Origin of the sequence: Streptomyces anulatus (genome assembly GCF_014650675.1) — a bacterium.
Classification (GTDB): domain Bacteria; phylum Actinomycetota; class Actinomycetes; order Streptomycetales; family Streptomycetaceae; genus Streptomyces; species Streptomyces anulatus.
In genome coordinates this window covers 255,826-273,959 of record NZ_BMVK01000007.1, presented here as the reverse complement: position 1 = coordinate 273,959, position 18,134 = coordinate 255,826, and the positions used below count along the sequence as shown (strand labels likewise).

The 18,134-nt window shown below is 71.7% G+C and carries 11 protein-coding genes; 10 read left to right on the top strand and 1 reads right to left on the bottom strand.

Annotated elements, in window-relative coordinates:
• Window positions 1–38: 38 nt before the first annotated feature.
• Both IE272_RS19740 and IE272_RS19735 read left to right on the top strand, forming a co-directional pair.
• Complete coding sequence (locus IE272_RS19740; protein WP_050357618.1) at window positions 39–3,350, top strand: right-handed parallel beta-helix repeat-containing protein; 3,312 nt, start codon at window positions 39–41, stop codon at window positions 3,348–3,350.
• Window positions 3,347–4,591 (top strand): S8 family serine peptidase, encoded by a 1,245-nt coding sequence (locus IE272_RS19735; protein WP_190007389.1) that lies wholly within the window; start codon window positions 3,347–3,349, stop codon window positions 4,589–4,591. The genes IE272_RS19740 and IE272_RS19735 overlap by 4 nt, the downstream gene beginning before the upstream one ends.
• 57 nt (window positions 4,592–4,648) lie before the next feature.
• On the opposite strand, the gene eccCa is transcribed toward IE272_RS19735, so the two are convergent.
• Window positions 4,649–8,662 (bottom strand): type VII secretion protein EccCa, encoded by a 4,014-nt coding sequence (gene eccCa, locus IE272_RS19730; protein WP_195826389.1) that lies wholly within the window; start codon window positions 8,660–8,662, stop codon window positions 4,649–4,651.
• 401 nt (window positions 8,663–9,063) lie between these two features.
• On the opposite strand from eccCa, the gene eccD reads away from it, so the two are divergent.
• The 8 genes from eccD to IE272_RS19690 all read left to right on the top strand — a co-directional run bounded on the left by eccD (window position 9,064) and on the right by IE272_RS19690 (window position 18,122).
• Window positions 9,064–10,470: a type VII secretion integral membrane protein EccD gene (eccD, locus tag IE272_RS19725; RefSeq protein ID WP_056699457.1), complete on the top strand. Its 1,407-nt coding sequence runs from the start codon at window positions 9,064–9,066 to the stop codon at window positions 10,468–10,470.
• 56 nt (window positions 10,471–10,526) lie between these two features.
• Window positions 10,527–12,068, top strand: a complete 1,542-nt coding sequence (gene eccB, locus IE272_RS19720; protein ID WP_050357614.1) for a type VII secretion protein EccB — start codon at window positions 10,527–10,529, stop codon at window positions 12,066–12,068.
• A 443-nt stretch (window positions 12,069–12,511) separates the two neighbouring features.
• Window positions 12,512–12,847: a hypothetical protein gene (locus IE272_RS19715; protein ID WP_003970669.1), complete on the top strand. Its 336-nt coding sequence runs from the start codon at window positions 12,512–12,514 to the stop codon at window positions 12,845–12,847.
• A gap of 91 nt (window positions 12,848–12,938) precedes the next feature.
• Window positions 12,939–13,247 carry a WXG100 family type VII secretion target gene (locus IE272_RS19710; protein WP_007457487.1) on the top strand — a complete coding sequence of 103 codons (309 nt, stop codon included), beginning with the start codon at window positions 12,939–12,941 and terminating at the stop codon, window positions 13,245–13,247.
• Between the two features lie 119 nt (window positions 13,248–13,366).
• Entirely contained in the window at window positions 13,367–13,843 is a 477-nt protein-coding gene (locus IE272_RS19705; RefSeq protein WP_050357612.1) for a type VII secretion system-associated protein, read from the top strand.
• Window positions 13,844–13,870: 27 nt separating this feature from the next.
• A complete protein-coding gene (locus IE272_RS19700; protein WP_190007388.1) occupies window positions 13,871–17,107 on the top strand; it encodes an AAWKG family protein in 3,237 nt (1,078 codons plus the stop codon).
• 174 nt (window positions 17,108–17,281) lie between these two features.
• Window positions 17,282–17,737, top strand: coding sequence for a YbaB/EbfC family nucleoid-associated protein (locus IE272_RS19695; protein ID WP_007457481.1), 456 nt, complete (start codon window positions 17,282–17,284; stop codon window positions 17,735–17,737).
• A gap of 1 nt (window position 17,738) precedes the next feature.
• Window positions 17,739–18,122, top strand: coding sequence for a hypothetical protein (locus tag IE272_RS19690; protein WP_190007387.1), 384 nt, complete (start codon window positions 17,739–17,741; stop codon window positions 18,120–18,122).
• The last annotated feature ends 12 nt before the right edge of the window (window positions 18,123–18,134 follow it).

The window sequence follows — 18,134 nt, the reverse complement described above, 5'->3', positions numbered from 1 at the left end:
GTCCGGACAGGACGCCGCCGTAGCGAGGAGGTTGGTGCGTGTCGCGCCAGGTACTGACGGTCGGCCCCGCGGACCGCTTTTCCACGATCGGTGAGGCGCTCGCCGCCGCCCGTACCGGTGCGCTCATCAGCGTCCGGCCCGGAACGTACGCGGAGAACCTGGTGATCCACACCCGGGTCACCCTCACCGCCGCCGAAGGACGGGGCACGGTGGAGATCCGGCCGCGTTCGGGCAGTGTCGTCGCGCTGCGCGCCGACGCCGTCATGTTCTCCGAACTCACCCTGCGCGGCGGCGACGCCGAGCTGCCCGCGGTGGACGTGCGGCGCGGGCAGGCCGCGTTCGACGGGTGTGAGATCGTCGGCGCCGCCTGGACCGCGATGCTGGCCGGCGGGACCGGCTCCCTCGCTCTGCGCGACTGCCGCGTGAGCAACCCGCAGGGCGCGGGAGTCGTGGTGACCTCCACGACACCCACCACCGTCGAGTCCTGCACGCTCGAACACCTCGGCACCAGCGGCATCGTCCTCGCCGAGCAGGGCGAGGCGCGCGTCCGCGACTGCACGGTACGGGGCGCCCGGGGCAACGGTCTGCTCGCCAACGGCGAGACCCGCGGCACCGTCGAGGACTGCGACATCTCCTCCACCGACAAGCCCTCCATCGCTCTGGAGGAGAACGCCGCCGTCTCCGTCGTCCGGACCGTCGTCCACGACACCAGCACCGGCGTGCACCTGAGCACCGGGGGCCGCTCCGTCCTGGAGGACGTCCGCGTCACCGGCGCCTCCGGCAACGGGATCGTACTCGCCTCCGGCACCGACCCCGTACTGCGCCGCTGCCGGGTCTCGCGCGTACGCGGGCACGGACTGTTCGTCACCGACCGGGCGCGCGGCACCTTCGAGGACTGCTGGGTCGACGGCGCACAGGGCGCGGCCCTGCGGGTCGCCGGGGCCTCGTCCCCGGCGCTGACCGGTCTGACCGTCCGCGACTGCGAGGGGCCCGGGCTCTTCCTGGAGGAGGACTCGGCCCCGGAACTGGACCGTCTGGAGGTCATCGGATCCTCGCCCGCCGTCGTTCTGCAGGGCGGCGCCAACCCGCTGCTGCGCAGGGCCCGGCTGGTGGAGCCCGCCGGTGACGGCATCGCGGCCACCAAGGACGCACGGGGCCGCGTCGAGGACTGCGAGATCGTCCGGCCCAAGGGCGCAGGTGTACGGGTGGCCTCCGGCTCCACCCTCTACCTGGCCGGTGGGGGCGTCTCCGACACCACGACCAGCGGCCTGATCGTGGAGGACGGCGGCAACGTCACCGTCCGCGACTTCCGCGTCGAGATCTCCGGTGAGGAGGGCGTGGTCGTCGCCGCCGGTGGCGAACTGACCGCCAACCGCACCACCGTCCACGCCCCCAGGGGCCACGGCTTCCTGCTCCGCGAGGGCGCCCTCGCCTCGCTCAGCGGCTGCGAGGCCAACGGCGGCGCCCAGGACGGCTTCCGGGTGGAGTCCACCGCACCCGTCTCGCTCGTCAACTGCACCGCCCGGGAGAACGAGGGCGGCGGCCTGGTGCAGATCACCCCCGGTGAACGGCTCGCCGTGGACGGCCTGAACAGCGTCTCCAACGGCAAACGCGACGCCTGGGGCAGTGGCAGCGCCGAGAACACCGACCCGGCGGGCTCCGGCGCCGCCGACTCGCCCCCGCCGGACCGCGCGGACGGCCCGCTCGGCGCCCTCAACGCGCTGATCGGCCTGGAGAACGTCAAGCAGCAGGTACGCACCCTGGTCAACCTCACCCAGCTCGCCCAGCGTCGTGAGCAGCTCGGCATGCCCGCACCGCCGATGAGCAGACACCTGATCTTCGCCGGCCCGCCCGGCACCGGTAAGACCACCGTCGCCCGCCTCTACGGGGCGATCCTGGCCGAGCTGGGCTCGCTGCGCAGCGGCCACCTGGTCGAGGTGTCCCGCGCCGACCTGGTCGCCCAAGTCGTCGGCGGCACCGCGATCAAGACCTCCGAGACCTTCCAACGGGCCCTGGGCGGAGTCCTGTTCATCGACGAGGCGTACACCCTCACCGCCGACAGCGGCAACGGCGGCGCGGACTTCGGCCGCGAGGCGGTGGACACCCTGCTGAAGCTCATGGAGGACCACCGCGACGACGTGGTCGTGGTCGCCGCCGGCTACTCCCGCGAGATGGAGTCCTTCCTCAGCTCCAACCCCGGCCTCGCGTCCCGCTTCTCGCGGACCGTGGAGTTCGAGAACTACTCCGTCCCCGACCTGGTCGCGATCATGGAGAGCATGTGCACCCAGCACCAGTACGAGCTGGGGGAGGGGACGGATGAGGCGCTCGCCGCCCACTTCGGGGCCATGGACCGGGACGCCGGATTCGGCAACGGGCGTGCCGCGCGCGGGGTGTTCGAGGAGATGGTGGACCGGCAGGCGATCCGGCTCTCGGCCCAGGCCCAGGTCAGCGAGCACGATCTGCGGCTGCTGCTCCCCGATGACGTCTCCGCCACCGCCGCCGCGTCGGCCTCCGGGACCGCCGCACCGGCGGACGACCCGCTCACCCGCCTCGGCGACATGATCGGACTGGCCGAGGTGAAGCGCGAGGTCGCCGACCTGGTCAACCTCATCACCACCGCCCGCCACCGGGCCGCCGCCGGGCTGCCCGTTCCCTCGCTCAGCAACCACCTGGTCTTCACCGGCCCGCCCGGCACCGGCAAGACCACCGTCGCCCGCCTCTACGGCGAGGTGCTCACCCAGCTCGGCGTGCTGCAGCGCGGCCAGTTGATCGAGGCGGCCCGCGCCGACCTCGTCGGCCGCTACATAGGCCATACCGCCCAGTTGACCCGTGAGGTCTTCGAGAAGGCCCGTGGCGGCGTGCTGTTCATCGACGAGGCCTACACCCTCACCCCGCGCGGCGGCGGCGCCGACTTCGGCCAGGAGGCGGTGGACACCCTGCTGAAGCTGATGGAGGACCACCGCGACGAGGTGGTCGTCATCGTCGCCGGCTACACCGACGAGATGGAACGCTTCCTCGCCTCCAACCCGGGTCTCTCCTCCCGCTTCCCGCGCCGGATCTCCTTCGCCGACTACTCCTCCGAGGAACTGGTCACCATCGTGCGCGCCCAGGCCGCCGCCATGGGGTACGAGTGTGGACCCGGCACCGGGCCGCTGCTCAAGGAGTACTTCGACGCGGTACCCCGCGACCGGTCCTTCGGCAACGCCCGTCTGGCCCGCCAGGTGGTCGAGTCGATGGTCACCCGCCAGGCGGGCAGGCTCAGTTCGCTGGCCGCGCCCACCCTGGACGACCTGCGCATCCTCCTCCCGGCGGACGTCACGGCCGCGGCCCCGAAGGTGGTCCCCCAGTGAGGCCGCCCGCCCGCCTGCTGTACGGGGCCGGACTCGCGGCCGCTCTGCTGCTGCCCGCGGCCCTCCCCGCCCAGGCCGCGCCCCCCGCCCGTACACCGACGGACCTGCACGCGGCCGACGGGAAGAAGGGCCAGGAACTGCCCGGCATGCCCTCCGCGCTCGACCCGCGGGCCGAGGAGGCGCTCTGCACCCCCGCCTCCAAGGAGCGGGCGAAGAAGCAGGACTGGTCGCGCCAGCGCCTCGACCTGGACCGGCTGCACCGGCACACCACCGGGGCGGGCGTGACCGTCGCGCTGATCTCCACCGGCGTCGCCCCGGGGGCCGAAGGGCTCGACGGCCGGGTCACCGCCCAGGGCGAGGCCGCCGACGACTGTGTCGGGCAGGGGACCTTCCTGGCCGGGCTGATCGCCGGGAACGGCGGGCCCGCCCCGCGCCTCGCCGGGGTCGCCCCGGGAGCGAAGGTCCTGGCCCTGCGCGGCACCGACCGGCGCGGGCAGCCGGATCCCGCGCTCGTCACGGCGGCCGTACGGGCGGCGACGACCGCCCGTGCCGACGTGATCGCGGTCGCGGTGGCCCTCCCGCGCAAGGACACCGCGCTCACCCGAGCCGTCGCCGAGGCCCGCAAGGCCGGGGCGGTGGTGGTCGCGGCGGCCACCCCGGAGCCGCCGCCGCGCGGCTCGGCCGACGAGATCCCCTCCCGTACCTACTGGCCCGCCGGTGAGCCCGGCGTCCTCTCCGTCGCCGACATGCTGCCCGCCGGAGCCCGCCCGGACAGCGCCCTTCCGACCGGCACCGTCGACCTGGCCGCGCCCGGCGCAGGGGTCGTCTCCGGCGGGCCGCGCGGGAAGGGCCACTACCTCGGCGCGGGCGTCGCGGTGGCCACCGCGTACACGGCCGGTGCCGCCGCGGCCGTCCGCGCCGCCCACCCCGAGGAGTCGGCCGACGCGGTGACCCGCCGGCTGACCGCCACCGCGTACCCGGCCGACATCCCCCAACTGGACGCCTACGCCGCCGTCACCACGGTCCTCGGCGACGCGGGCGCCCCCGCCGGCGGTACGGAGCGGGCCGCCGAGCCCGTGGCCGTACGCGACACCTCCGACACCGACCGCGCCACCGGCCGGGCCGTCCTCTTCGTCCTCCTCGGGTCGGCCGGCGTCCTCTCCCTCCTCTGGGCCGGTTTCGCCCTCACCCGGGCCCGCGCCCGGAACTGGCGTCCGGCGGGCACTCCCGACGAGAGCTGAACGTGCGAAGGGCCCCTCCCGGCACTCGTCCTCGGGGAGGGGCCCTTCTCCGTACCCTCAGTCCTGCTCCACCAGGGCCGTCTGCACCAGCCGCGGCTTGCGGCGCTGGATGTGCAGGGCCCGGCCCGGCGGCAGGTTGAGCGGCTTCGCGTTGCCGAAGAGGCGGCCCTCCGTGGGCGGGCAGGAGAGCAGGACCGCCGGGTTGTTGGCCTCGTCCAGACGGCGGATCAACCCGTCGCTCAGGCCGCGTCCCGCGCCCATGGCGCTCCGGGCGACGACCAGGTGCAGGCCCATCTCGTAGCCGAGCGTCAGATGCTCGAAGACCGGCTCGAAGGGGTTCTGGAAGGAGTTGCCGGAGACCATGTCGTAGTCGTCGACCAGGATGAACAGGCGCGGGCCGGTCCACCAGTCGCAGCTGCGCATCCGGGCGGGCGAGATGTCGGCCCCGGGCACCCGGGTCTTCATCGCGCGGGCCGCGCCCTCGATGGTCTCGTTGAGGTTGTCCAGGGAGATGACGTGCCCGATGCGGTACTCCTCGGGGATGGCGTCGACCAGGGTGCGGCGGTAGTCCACCGCGATGATCTTCGCCTCCTCGGGGGAGTACCGGGTGGTGATGCCCCGGGTGACGAGGCGCAGCAGATTGGTCTTGCCGCTCTCGGTGTCGCCGACCGCGATCAGGTGCGGGGTCCGGCTGAAGTCGTGCCAGACCGGCTCCAGCGCGTCCTGGTCGAGGCCGAGCGCGAGGCGCATTCCGCCGCCCTCGGTGGCCTCGGGCGCCGGGAGTTCGGAGACCGGGAGACGGTGCGGGAGCATCCGCACCTGGGGGGCGGAGGGGCCGGACCAGTGCCGGCCGATCTCCGCCACCAGGTGGGCGACGCCCTCGCCGAGGTCCTCCAGAGAGCCGCTGCCGTCCAGGCGGGGCAGACCCGCGAGGAAGTGCATCTTGCTGTCGGCGGTGATGCCCCGGCCACCGGTACGCGGCACCGAGCGGGCTTTGCGGGTGTCGATCTCGGAGTCCATCGGATCACCCATCCGCAGCTCGAGACGGGTGGCGGCCTGGTCGCGGACCTGCGCGGACAGCTCCACCCAGCGGGTGGTGGTGATGATCAGGTGGATGCCGTAGTTCAGCCCGCGGGCGGCGAGTTCGTTGAACTTCGGGATCAGGTCGTCGTAGTCCTGGCGGACCGTGGACCAGCCGTCGACCACCATGAACACATCGCCGAACGGTTCGTCGGGGAACTCCCCGGCGGCCCGGCGGCGCCGGTAGGACTGCATGGAGTCCAGCGTGTGGTCCACGAAGAACTGCTCGCGGCGGGCGAGGAGCGCCATCACCTCGGCGACCGTCCGGTGCACCCGCTCCGGGTTGAGCCGCGCCGCGACTCCGCCCACATGGGGAAGGGCGGCGAGCTGGGAGAGGCCACCGCCGCCGAAGTCCAGGCAGTAGAACTGGATCTCGGCCGGGGTGTGGGTCAGTGCCAGGGCGGCGATGAGCGTCCGGGCGAGCGTGGACTTGCCGCTCTGCGAACCGCCCGCGACGGCGACATGGCCGCCCGCCCCGGACAGGTCCACGATCAGCGGATCGCGGCGCTGGTCGAACGGCTTGTCCACCAGGCCGACCGGAACCCGCAGCTTCCCGGTGCCGGGCCATCGCGTGGCGATGAGGCCGCGTGCCCTGTCGGGCCCGATGCCGGGCAGCAGCGCGTCCAGCGGGGACGGCTCGCCCAGCGGCGGCAGCCATACCTGGTGGGCGTCGGGTCCGGAGCCGCGCAGCCGGTCCAGCGCCACATCCAGCAGCGCCTCCGCCTCCTCCGCCTCCTCCGTCTCCGGCTCCGGGTCGGGTGGGGTCTCCAGGGTGCGCGGCACCACCCAGCCGCTGGTCCACGGCACCACCTGGCTCGCCACCCGGGCCTGCACCACCGCACCGGTGCGACGCCGGTACGTCCCCGAGGAGTACGCGGCACGGAACCGGGTCAGGGCCTCCACCCCGGACTTCAGGAAGCCGCTGCCGGGCGCGGCGGGCAGCTCGTAGGCGTCCGGCACGCCGAGCACACCGCGGCTCTCCATCGCGGAGAAGGTGCGCAGCCCTATCCGGTACGAGAGGTGGCTCTCCAGCTGGTGCATGCGCCCTTCGTCCAGGCGCTGCGAGGCGAGCAGCAGATGCACGCCGAGCGAGCGGCCGAGGCGGCCGATCATCACGAAGAGCTCCATGAACTCCCGGTGCGTGGAGAGCAGTTCGCTGAACTCGTCGACCACCACGAACAGACTGGGCAGCGGGGCGAGGTCGGCCCCGGCGGCGCGGGCCCGCTCGTACTCCAGGGCCGAGGTGTAGTTGCCCGCCGAGCGAAGAAGCTCCTGGCGGCGGATGAGTTCACCGTGCAGGGCGTCCTGCATCCGCTCCACCAGGGCGACTTCGTCGGCCAGGTTGGTGATCACTGCGGAGGTGTGCGGGAGTTCCTCCAGTCCGAGGAAGGTCGCGCCGCCCTTGAAGTCGACCAGGACGAAGTTGAGCGTCTCGGAGGAGTTGGTCAGGGCGAGCCCGAGGACGAGGGTGCGCAGCAGCTCGCTCTTGCCGGAGCCGGTGGCCCCGATCAGCATGCCGTGCGGGCCCATACCGCCCTGCGCGGACTCCTTGATGTCCAGCTCGACCGGACGGCCGTCCACGCCGACCGCGATCGGCACCCGCAGCCGGCCGGAGCCGGAGTGCCGGGCGAACAGGGTCTGTGGGTCGTGCCGGTGCAGATCGGGAATGCCGAGCAGGGTGGTCAGCTCGACGTCGGTCTCCAGCGGCTGGGCGATGTCGGAGCCCAGGCTCATCCGGTGCGGGGTGAGCAGCCGGGCCAGGGACTCCGCGCCGAGCGGGCCGAGCCGGTCGGGGCGGCCGAGCGGCACCGAGCGCTCCTTGCGGCTGCGGTCGGTACGCACCAGGTTCACCCGGTCCGCGCCCACGGTCAGCCGCAGCGTGTTGCGGCCGGGCCGCCAGCGCAGCGCCCCGGAGACGTCGAGGATCAGGGCGTTGCGGTAGCCGTGGCCCTCCCAGCGGTGGCCTTCGGGCACGTTGACGCCGTCCAGCACGACGACCGTGTACGGCTCGTCACGGCCGGGGCGGGCATCCGGGTCGAAGCCGGGGCGCTCGGCGAACTCGGCGCCGAGCAGGTCGTCCAGCTCGGTCAGGTCGGCGGTGATCCGGCGGGCCTGCCCCGCCCCGTCCTCCTCGTGCGGATCCAGCACGTGCGGAAGCCACTTGACCCACTCCCAGTCGGCCCGCCGCTCGTCGCTGACGCAGAGAGCGAGCCACAGCTCCTCGGGCGCGTGGAACACCGCGAGCTGCCCGAGCATCGCCCGCACCAGGGCCCGTACGGCGTCGTGTTCCGGCGCGGACGCATCGGGGGTCTCGCCGTCGGGCGCCTCCTCCGGGCGGAGCTGGATCCGGGCCGAGGAGCGCAGGTAGAGCCCCAGCGGCTGCTCGGGGATGGTGGAGTAGGCGCGGATGAAGCGGCGCAGGGCGTGCGCGCAGAGGGGTTCGAGATCCTCCACCGGGCGGGTGGAGACGGGGTTCAGGGTGAGCGCGAGCTGCTGTTCGCCGACCGCGAGACGGACCTCGCCGAAGTCCTCGTCGGCCGGGCGCCGTTCCCACAGGCGGGAGGTGCGGGCCAGCGAGCGGAGCGACGCGGGCTCGGGGTGGCGCCAGGCCAGCGCCCGCTGCTGCTCCGCGATGGTGGTCCGCACCCGCTTGCGGGTCTGCGCCAGATAGCGGAGGTAGTCGCGTCGTTCACCCTTCAGCCGCTGCTTGCGCTCACTGGAGCGGCGCATCAGCTGCCCCAGCAGCATGGCGCCGGCGGAGAGCGCCATGACGCCCATCGCCAGATACATGAAGACGCTGTTCCCGCCGCCGGGGCGCAGGAACATCAGCATCATCGAGACCGACATCAGGGCCATCGGCAGATAGGTCCACACCGCCGAGGTGTCGGGCACCGACTCGGCGAGGACCGGCGGCTCCTGGAGGGTCAACTGCCCCTCGGGCATCTCCGGCCCGCGCCTGCGGGCCGGGCGGCGAAACAGCACGACACTCAAGGAAGAGAACCTCCGGTTCACTGACTTTCCGGACCGCGCCGAATACCGGCGCACCCGGGAGGAGGAAAGGTCCCACCCGGCGGATTGCTCGGGCTCGGATGCCTCGATGAACGCCGGGTGAATGTTTCGCATGGTTAGCGGGAGCGGTCAACTTCCGTGATGGCCGCCTGTTTGCCGGATTCCTCACCCCGGCCCGCAGCACGGCCGGTGGCCGCAGGCAGTAGTCTGCATTCACGGAACGCGGCCTGTCCACGCGGGAGGGTCGGTCGCCGGGTATGCGGGCACAATTTCCCTGCCAGGCCCCCCGGTTCACGGCCGCGCGGACTTTCCGTACTGTTCGCACATTCCCACTCCCGGGGAAGTCTCTGTCAAAGCCCGCACGGAAGACGAGAGTTCTGCTGATGACCGACAGTGCGGTGGCCGAATCGTGCCGCCTGACCGTACGTGCGCCGAGCGTCACCATCGATCTGGCCGTGCCCGCCGACGTACCGGTCGCCGATCTGCTCCCCACCCTCCTGCGGTACGTCGGTGAGGAGGCCGAGGAGGCCGGACTCGACCACGCCGGCTGGGTGCTCCAGCGGCTCGGCGACGCCCCGCTCGACGAGGAGACCACGCTGGCCCGGGCCGGGCTCGCCGACGGAGCCGTGCTCCATCTGCGGCCCCACACCGAGGCGCTGCCCGAGGCCCGGCTGGACGACCTGGTCGACGGGATAGCCGAGACGGTGGGCCGCCGGCTGCACACCTGGCACGCCGGCGCGGCCCGCGGCCTGCTGGTGGGCACCGCCGTGGCGACCGTGGTGGCCGCCCTGGTGCTGGTGTTCCGGCCCGGCGTGACCGACTCCACCGCCACCCGGGCCGCCTGCGCGGCCGTGGCCGGGGTGCTGCTCCTCGCCGGCGCGGGCTCCGCCAGCCGCGCGGTCGGCGACCGCCTCTCCGCGACCGCCCTCGGCCTGCTGGTCGCCCCGTGCTTCGCCCTGGTGGGCTGGGTGCTGCCCGGCGGCGACCTGACCGGCCCCGACGCGGTGCAGGTCGCGGGCGCGCGGCTGCTCGCGGCGGGCGCGGCGGCGGCGGGCGGTGCGGTCCTCGCGCTCGCCGCGACCGCCGTCGGCGCCCCCGCCCTGCTGGCCACCGCCGTGGTCGCCGTCGCCACCGCCGTCTCCGGAGCCCTGATGGGCTACACCGGCCTGGACATGCCCGCCGCCGTGGCACTGGTCGCCACGGTCGTCGCCCTGGCCGCCGGGGCGGTCGCCCCCTTCGCCTTCAAACTGGCCGGGATGCGGATGCCCTCCCTGCCCTCCTCCGCCGGACAGCTCCAGGAAGGCATCGACCCGTACGCGGGCGACGAGGTCGCCGAGCGCACCGAGCTCGCCGGGCGCTGGGTCACCGCGCTCTTCGCCGCCACCGGCACCATCGCCGCCGCCGCCCTGGCGGTCCTCGCCCACACCCCGGACCTGCCCGAGACGCTCACCGGGCTCGCCCTGTCCCTGCTGCTGCTCCTGCACTCCCGGGGCCTCGTCCACATCGGCCAGCGCCTCACCCTGGCCGTGCCCGGGGTCTGGGGGCTGCTGCTCCTCGCCCGCGCCTGGGCGGTGGACAGCGACGCCGACGGCCGCGTGGTCGTCTTCGCGGTGCTGCTCGCCGTCGCCGCCGCCCTGGTGACCGCGTCCTGGATCGTGCCCGGCCGCCGGGTGCTGCCGTACTGGGGCCGGGCGGCGGAGCTGGCCCACACCGGCCTCGCGGTCGCGCTGCTGCCGTTCACCCTGTGGGTGGCGGGTCTCTTCGGCTGGCTGCGCGGCCTGTTCGGCTGAGTCCGCCCGTACGCCGTTCCATCGCCGGTCCATCGAAGAAGAGTTGAGGAGAGGCTGTGCAGTCCAAGCGCGACCAGGTGCAGGCCCACGGTTTCATGATGGGCAGGCTCAGCTCGGGTCTGCTGACGGCCGACCCGGACGCCCCGGAGAGCCCGCTGGGCCGGACGACCCGGGGGGTCGTCTTCGGCCTCCTGGTGACCCTCCTGATCGGCGCCGGCGCCACCGTCTACGGGCTCCTGCGCCCCGGCGGCAACGAGACCTGGCGCAAGGGCGAGAACCTGGTGGTCAACCGCGAGACCGGCGCCCGCTATCTGTGGACCGGCACCGACGGCGTACTCCACCCGGTCCGCAACTACGCGTCGGCACGGCTGATCGGAGGCCCCCAGCTGAAGGCCGTGGACGTCTCCACCGCCTCGCTGCGCGACGTCCCCGTGGGATCCCCGGCCGGTATCCCCGGCGCGCCCGACACCCTCCCCGCCCCCGGTCAACTCGACTCCGGCGCCTGGCACATGTGCGTCACCGGTCCGGGCGGCGCGCTGCCCAGCACCTCCGGCGCCGCCATGGGGGCCGGGGTGGCCGAGCCGGGGGCCACCACGCTGGTCGCCGGGGCGCCGCTGGAGACCCAGGGCATCGGCGCCGACCGGGGAGTGCTCGTCAGCGGCCCGGACCGCACCGAGTACCTGGTGTGGCGGGGCAGCAGGCTGCCCCTGGACCGTGCATCCGACGCCCGCAACGCCCTCGGCTTCGGCTCCGAGCGGGCCATGCCGGTCTCGGCCGCCTTCCTCGATGCCCTGGCCCCCGGACCCGCCCTGAAACCGCCGGAGGCACCGGGGCGGGGGCAGAAGGGACCGGCGCTCGGCGGGGAGCCGAGCACGATCGGCCAGCTCTTCGAGGTGAGCGTGCCCGGCGGCGGTTCCACGTACTACCTGCTGCGCAAGGACGGCCTCGTGCCGCTCTCCCGGCTGGAGGCCGCCCTCGTGCTGGGCGACCCGGCCACCCAGAAGGACGCCTACCAGGGGCGCTCGCCCGAGGCCCGCGCGGTCGGCGCCGACGCGCTCCGTACGCACCGGGCGAAGGAGACGGCCGCCGGGGCCTTCGCGGCGGAGCTGCCCCGTACGCCGCCGATCCCGCAGTCCGCGCCCCGCGGCAGCGCGCTCTGCGCGCAGGTGGACGGCGGCAACGGCGGCGCCCGGATCCGGTCGGTGCTGGTCCCGCTCACCGGGCTCGGCCCCGTCGCGGTCGCGCAGGGCGCCGCCCAGCCGCTGGTCGCGGCCTGCGCCCGGACGGACGCCACGGTGGTACGCCCCGGGCGCGGCGCCCTGGTCAGGGCCCTGCACGCGAGCGGTGCGGCGCACGCCGGGACGACCTACCTGGTGGCGGAGAACGGCGTGAAGTACCGCGTTCCGGCCAAGGAATCCCTGGAGGCGCTCGGATACGGGGAGGGGGACATCGGCTCGGTCCCCGCGCCGCTGCTCGCGGCCCTGCCGACCGGCGCGGACCTCGATCCGGCCGCCGCCGCCGGCGCCGCGGAGTCCCGGGTGACCGCCCCGAAATGCGGCGCTTCCGGCGCGGCGCGGACGAGTGAATCCCGGCCATGATCCGGATGAAATCCCCCATATGGTGCCGAAGAAAGAGAAAAGGGTGTGGCGCGGAACATCGCACCCGACTCGGCTTCGGCGAGGGCCTATTCGAGGTGCGCCGCGCACCGAGGGAAACCTCAGAAAAAGCTCAGAAGTTCGGCAGCCGGCCTCTCCCGGGGAATCCCGTGAAAGGGGCGCGCCGCACCGGAAACGGGCTGCCCCGATGACCGTTCGGATTCTCCGGCTGCCCGTTTGCCGTCCGCATCGACCGGTACGGACGTCGGCGGGCGGGCCGGGTTCATTTCGTGGAAACCTTCGGACAACTCCGTTGGCTCGCAAGGATTCTGGCCCGCGGAACTATGCTCAAATCTTCCCTGCATACGTTGCGGCGGAAGGCGGGTTCTCTTTAGCCTCGGCGTGCAACGGTGCGACGAGAAGTCACTCAACGAAGGGAGCGCGACATGGCGGACAGTGGCCAGAGGCGGGCGGACTATGCCAAGGGCTTGGGAGGTGTCTCCTCGCTGGAGTCGGCCCGGGCCGCGGTCGAGAAGATCCAGAACAACGTCGCCGAGATCGCCGCACGTTCGGGCGTCGGCGGTGACGAGGGTCAGGCCCTGCTGAAGCTGTTCCGCAGCTGGAACGGCGAGGCGCAGAAGGTCGTCGTCCAGATCAGCAAGATGGTCGACGCGCTCCAGGAGAACGTGACGTCGGCCGACCGGCTGGCGAAGGAGAACCAGGACCTCACCGAGGTGCTCAACAGCAAGACCAGCCAGGGCGTCTTCGAGGCGCTGCGCTGACCCGTCCCCGACGGCACCGGCCCCCTTCGCGGAGGCCGGAACCCGTGAGCACCCCCGGGCCCTGGCGCCCGGCCACCCGAGAGGAGATGTCATGGCCGACGGCATCATCGATGTGCAGTACTCCACGGTCCGCAACGCGATCGAGGAGCTGACCCAGCAGACCAAGCAGATCATCACCACCCTCAACAACCTGGAGGACGAGCTGAAGCCGCTCATCACCTCCTGGGAGGGTGACGACCAGGCGATGTACCGCGGAGTCCAGGCCGAGTGGGACCAGGCGACCAAGAACATGGCCCTGCTCCTCGGCGACAGCGGCGAGCTGGTCCAGAGCATCCACGACAACCACTCCCGCGACGAGCGCAGGAGCGCCGACAACTGGGGTGGTGTGCGCGCCCGTTAGTTCCCCCTCCGGGTTCCACCCGCCATCGTGGCGGGTGGAACCCGGACGCGGTGCGGGCGAGCCGACCGCCGCCCGCCGTTTCCCGAACCGCCCGGAACCGAACCCCAGGAGGACGTCCCATGGCTGAGAAGGCCGACGTCAAGCACTTCGACCTCAAGCAGATGGAGAACTTCCGGGACCTGGAGGTCGAGCCGGTACGCAAGGACGCCAAGGTCACCCGCGAGGACACCCCCGACAGCGGTATCCGCCCGCTCGGTGATCTGGTGGCCGGATACACCACCGCGGACAACCCGAAGAAGGCCGACCAGGTCCTGCGGATCGGGCACATCGGCCGGGGAGACCATGAGGACCTGGTCTCCGGCAAGACGCTGCTGACCGCCATCACCGCGTCCGCGACCAAGATCGACGAGCTCCTCGGTGAGCAGATGACGCTCTTCAAGGAGCTCAAGGAAGCCCTCACCGAGACCATCGAGGAAGCGAACAAGACCAAGGAAAAGAACCTCGACGCGATCGACGCGCAGACGCTGCTCCAGACCTTCGACGAGGTGGACGCCCTCACCGTCGGTGGCACGGGTGGCGACGAGGAAACATCCTGACCCGGACCAGTACCGAAGGGGGTACCCGTGGCTGAGGTCCAGAACGAGGACCCGAACTCCGAAGCGAACGTGAACAAGCTGGAGGGGTTCGATTCCGAATCGTCGGACGCCTGGGCGACGCTGGTGACGCACATCACCGGCTACCCGGTGCCGGACCGCAAGACGATCTTCGAGAAGCTCACCTCGACCAGCGGGGGCCCGCTGTTCCGGATGGACATCCGTGAACGGGACCTCAAGTCCGTCGTCTCGGAGTCCGGCTTCCTCGTGAACGAGGGTCAGGACTACGACATCTTCTTCCTGAACAAGAACAAGAAGTCCTCGCTCATGCAGGCCCGCATCGTCTTCGAGGGCCGGGTGAAGTCGGACAACGACATCCACTTCGCGGGCACGGACGCGGACGACGTGGACGACGCCGATGTCCGCGAGGGCAACGAGTTCAAGGACTACAACAAGCAGGAGATGAGCACCATCCCGCTGGCCCGCTACATGAACGGGCCGCGAGCCGCGCTCATCGCCCTGCGGGACGGCGGCACCGACGGAGTCAAGTTCGCCGACCTTCCGGTGGACGACGCCAACGCGGTGGAGCTCAAGTCCTTCGTGGCGACCGGGGAGTCCTTCGACCGGGCCGCGCAGTTCTTCAAGGACAAGGCGGTCATCCTCAAGGACTGGGAGGACCGCTTCTCCCGGGAGGACGCGAGCTGGAAAGGGGAGGCGGCGGACGTCTTCCGCGACCTTCTGAAGAAGGTGCACGACAACTACGAGGGCTATGTGGAGACCTTCGGGGCGAGCTCGAACGCCGACGACGCGAGCGGCACCGGGGGCACGGTGTACTCCCGAGCTCTGAACACGGGGAGCCAGAGCCTCAAGGACGCCGCCTCCAGCCTGTTGGACGCCTGGCTGACCTGGGCGAAGACCGACTACTACGACCCTCTTCGGGTACTGCGCTTCGTGCTCGACGACCTCGCCCGCTGGGTCAACGAGCACAACATCAGCCAGAGCGACATCGAGGCCACCACACACACCGGGTACCAGGGCGCGGGCTACACCACGGTCAGGCACTCACCGAAGACCGGCTTCCTCCAGGAGCACCCGGAGTACGGCGACCTGAGCGACATCGCCAACTGGAAGAAGGTCGGCGAGAAGGCCGTCGAGCTCTGGAACCAGGGCGTCGACCAGGAGCTCGTCCGGCCCGCCATCGCGGAGACGTCGAAGCTGAACAACCGCTTCCTCGACCTCACCAAGGACTTCACCGAGAACGTACCGAAGCCCAAGACCACCAGCACCGCGGGCGAGGACTACGCCGAGGACAAGCTCAACGATCCCGGCGGCAACGGCGGGCCGGACATCGACGAGTGGCTCGACAAGCTCAACGACAACAACAACGACTTCCTCAACGACCTCAACAACAACAATAACGACATACTCGACGATCTGAACGACAAGAACAATGACATCCTGGATGATCTGAACAACAAGAACAACGAAATCCTGGACGACCTCAATAACAACAACAAGGACATCCTGGACGACCTCGGGAACAGCAACAAGACCGTCCTGGACGACCTGGGGAACATCAACAACCAGGCGCTCGACGATCTCAACAACCTCGGGAACGCCAACAACGACTTCCTGAACGACCTGGGCAACGCCGGCAACAACGCGTTGAACAACCTCGGCAACCTGGGGAACCTCAACTCGCCGTCGGGCGACGGCGGCACGCTGAACACCGACCTCGGTCCACTGGGCGGCAACGGGCAGTCCCCGCCGCCGGTCATCCCCCCGCTCACCCAGAGCCTCGGCAACCTCGGCGGCAACAACCCGCAGGACGGGGCCCGGAACAACCCGAACGAGGAGTTCACCCGCAGTCTGGGAAACCTTCTCGGAAACGGCGGCGCGGGCGGCCTGAACACGCCGACCGGTGGCAACACCAGGCTCCGGGACGGCGGCGGGATCACCACCGACTTCCCCAACGGCGCCAGCAGTTCGTTCGACCCCGACACCGGGGAGCTGACGACCACGAATCCGGACGGTTCGACGCGTACGGTGGATCTGGGTGATGGTGCGAAGATCACCAATCCGGACGGCTCGGTCACGTCGCTGGACCGGAACGGGAATCTGACGACGACCTTCCCGGACGGTTCCCAGCAGGTCGTCGATCCGCGGACCGGGGAGACCGTCACGACGAACCCGGACGGGAGTACGTCGACCAGCAATCTGGGCAACCTGGGTGACCTGGGCGGTCTGAACGGTGGGCTCGACGGGCTGGGTGACCTCGGCCTCGGCGGGAACGGCGACGGACTGGAGACGCCGACGGGCGGGCGTACCTCGCTGGGGCTCGACGGCGATCTGGACAACGTGTTCCCGGACGGCAGCCGCAGTTCGTTCGACCCCGACACCGGGGAGCTGACGACCACGAATCCCGACGGTTCGACGAAGACCGTCGACCTGACGCACGGCGCGACGGTGACCAACCCGGACGGGTCGAAGACCGTGCTGGACAACGGGATGCTCAAGACGACGTTCCCGGACGGCACCACCCAGATCGTGGACCCGGATACCGGGCGTACGACGATCACCGACCCGGATGGCAACACCCGCACCGTGGACCTGGACGGGCTCAACTCCGACCTGAACCGGGAGACCCGCGATCGGCTGGACCTCGACAACCTCGGGCTGAACGGCAACGGCAACGGCTCCGGGGGCGGCGGCTCCGGGGGCGGCGGGCCGAGCACCGTCTCCCGCGATCTGCCGCTGTCCGACCTCGGCCTCACCAACGGCGGAGGGAACTCCGCCGGCCTCGACAACAGCCTTTCCGCCCTCGGCGGCGGCCCGCTCGGCGACGGTTCCGGCAACGGGCTCAACCCCGGTCAGACGCCCGGAGCCCCCGGCCAGACACCCGGCGCCCCGGGCTCACCCGGCATGCCCGGCTCGCCCGGTATGCCGATGGGCGGCGCGGGCATGGGCGCCGGCGGAGCCGGGGAGAAGGGCAACGGCGAACGCGTGCGTGCCGTACTGGTCGACGCGGCCGAGGAGAGCGAGCGCCGCAAGCGCCGCCGCCGCGGCGCCTGGAACCGTCAGGAGGGCGAAGACACCTTCCTGGCCCCCGCCCCCCGACCCACGACCACCAGCAGCGGCGGTGAGACGCGGGGCGAGGAGGAGCAGGACAGCGGCCGCCGGACCACCAGTTCCGCCGCCTATCTGGAGGAGGACGAGGACGTCTGGGGGACCGAGGAGGGCGGCAGCCCCGCGGTGATCGGACGGTGACCGCGAGGACGCCGCGCGCCACGGCGCGGAGGAGACGTATCCCATAGGGATCGTGAGCCGGACCGGCTTCCCCTGCCGGGCGGCCACGAGCAGAATCATCAGAGTTGATCATCGTGCGGGCCGGCCCGGCCGGCCCGCACGACGGTCGACACGGAACGGAGAAGGGACCAAGGCGTGCCGGAACCTCTGGAGAAGCGCCTGGAGACGGCGATGGCCGAACTCCAGCAGGCCCAGGAAGCCATCGCGCGGACCGAACGCGAGCTGCGGCAGGCCTCGTTCGCCCGCGTCTCCTCCGATCGGGCGGTGCGCTGCACCGTGGGCCCGCAGGGGGAGCTGACCAGCCTGGAGTTCCTTGAGGACAAGTACCGCGACATGTCGCCCCAGGCCTTGGCCGCCAGCGTCATGGAGGCGGCGAGCGAGGCCCGGGTCGCGATGAACCGGCATGTGATGAAGGCGATGATGCCGTTCACCGAGCCCAGCAGCGCGATTCCGGAGCTGCCGGGCTTCGAGGTGGACTGGGAGCGGATCTTCGGCCCCGAGGTTCTCCGCGAGGACGACGAGGAGCGGTCGCGGCCGGACGGGGACAAGCCCGCCTGGCGGGACGCGCTCGACGAGGACGGTGAGGACTGAGATGGCCGGACGCTACTACTTCGACCCGCACCGGGTGGCTACGCTGACGGAGCAGCAGGACCAGATCGCCGACCTGGCCATGTCGATCCTGACGGAGTTCCGGGACGACGTGTACGGGACGGCCGGCTGGGTCGGAACGGCGGCGGGCACCGACGAGATGAGCCAGAAGGCCACCGAGCGGGACCGCGAGGAGACCCAGAAGGTCACGGAGACCATGACCGGTTTCCGGGACGCGCTCAGCGCCAGCACCGCCGCGATGAAGGACCAGATCTACCTGGTGCGCTCGACCCGCGACACCAACCTCGAAGGCATCAGCAAGTACAGCAGCCGGGCCGAGGCCAACGGCGTGTTCGGCGACGACACGGGCGGGCATGGCCGCCGCTGATCCCCGCGCCGA

Coding starts and splice junctions, on each gene's coding strand:
- eccD (WP_056699457.1), top strand. CDS start 9,064: ATGACCGACAGTGCGGTGGCCGAATCGTGCCGCCTGACCGTACGTGCG.
- IE272_RS19715 (WP_003970669.1), top strand. CDS start 12,512: ATGGCGGACAGTGGCCAGAGGCGGGCGGACTATGCCAAGGGCTTGGGA.
- IE272_RS19710 (WP_007457487.1), top strand. CDS start 12,939: ATGGCCGACGGCATCATCGATGTGCAGTACTCCACGGTCCGCAACGCG.
- IE272_RS19705 (WP_050357612.1), top strand. CDS start 13,367: ATGGCTGAGAAGGCCGACGTCAAGCACTTCGACCTCAAGCAGATGGAG.
- IE272_RS19690 (WP_190007387.1), top strand. CDS start 17,739: ATGGCCGGACGCTACTACTTCGACCCGCACCGGGTGGCTACGCTGACG.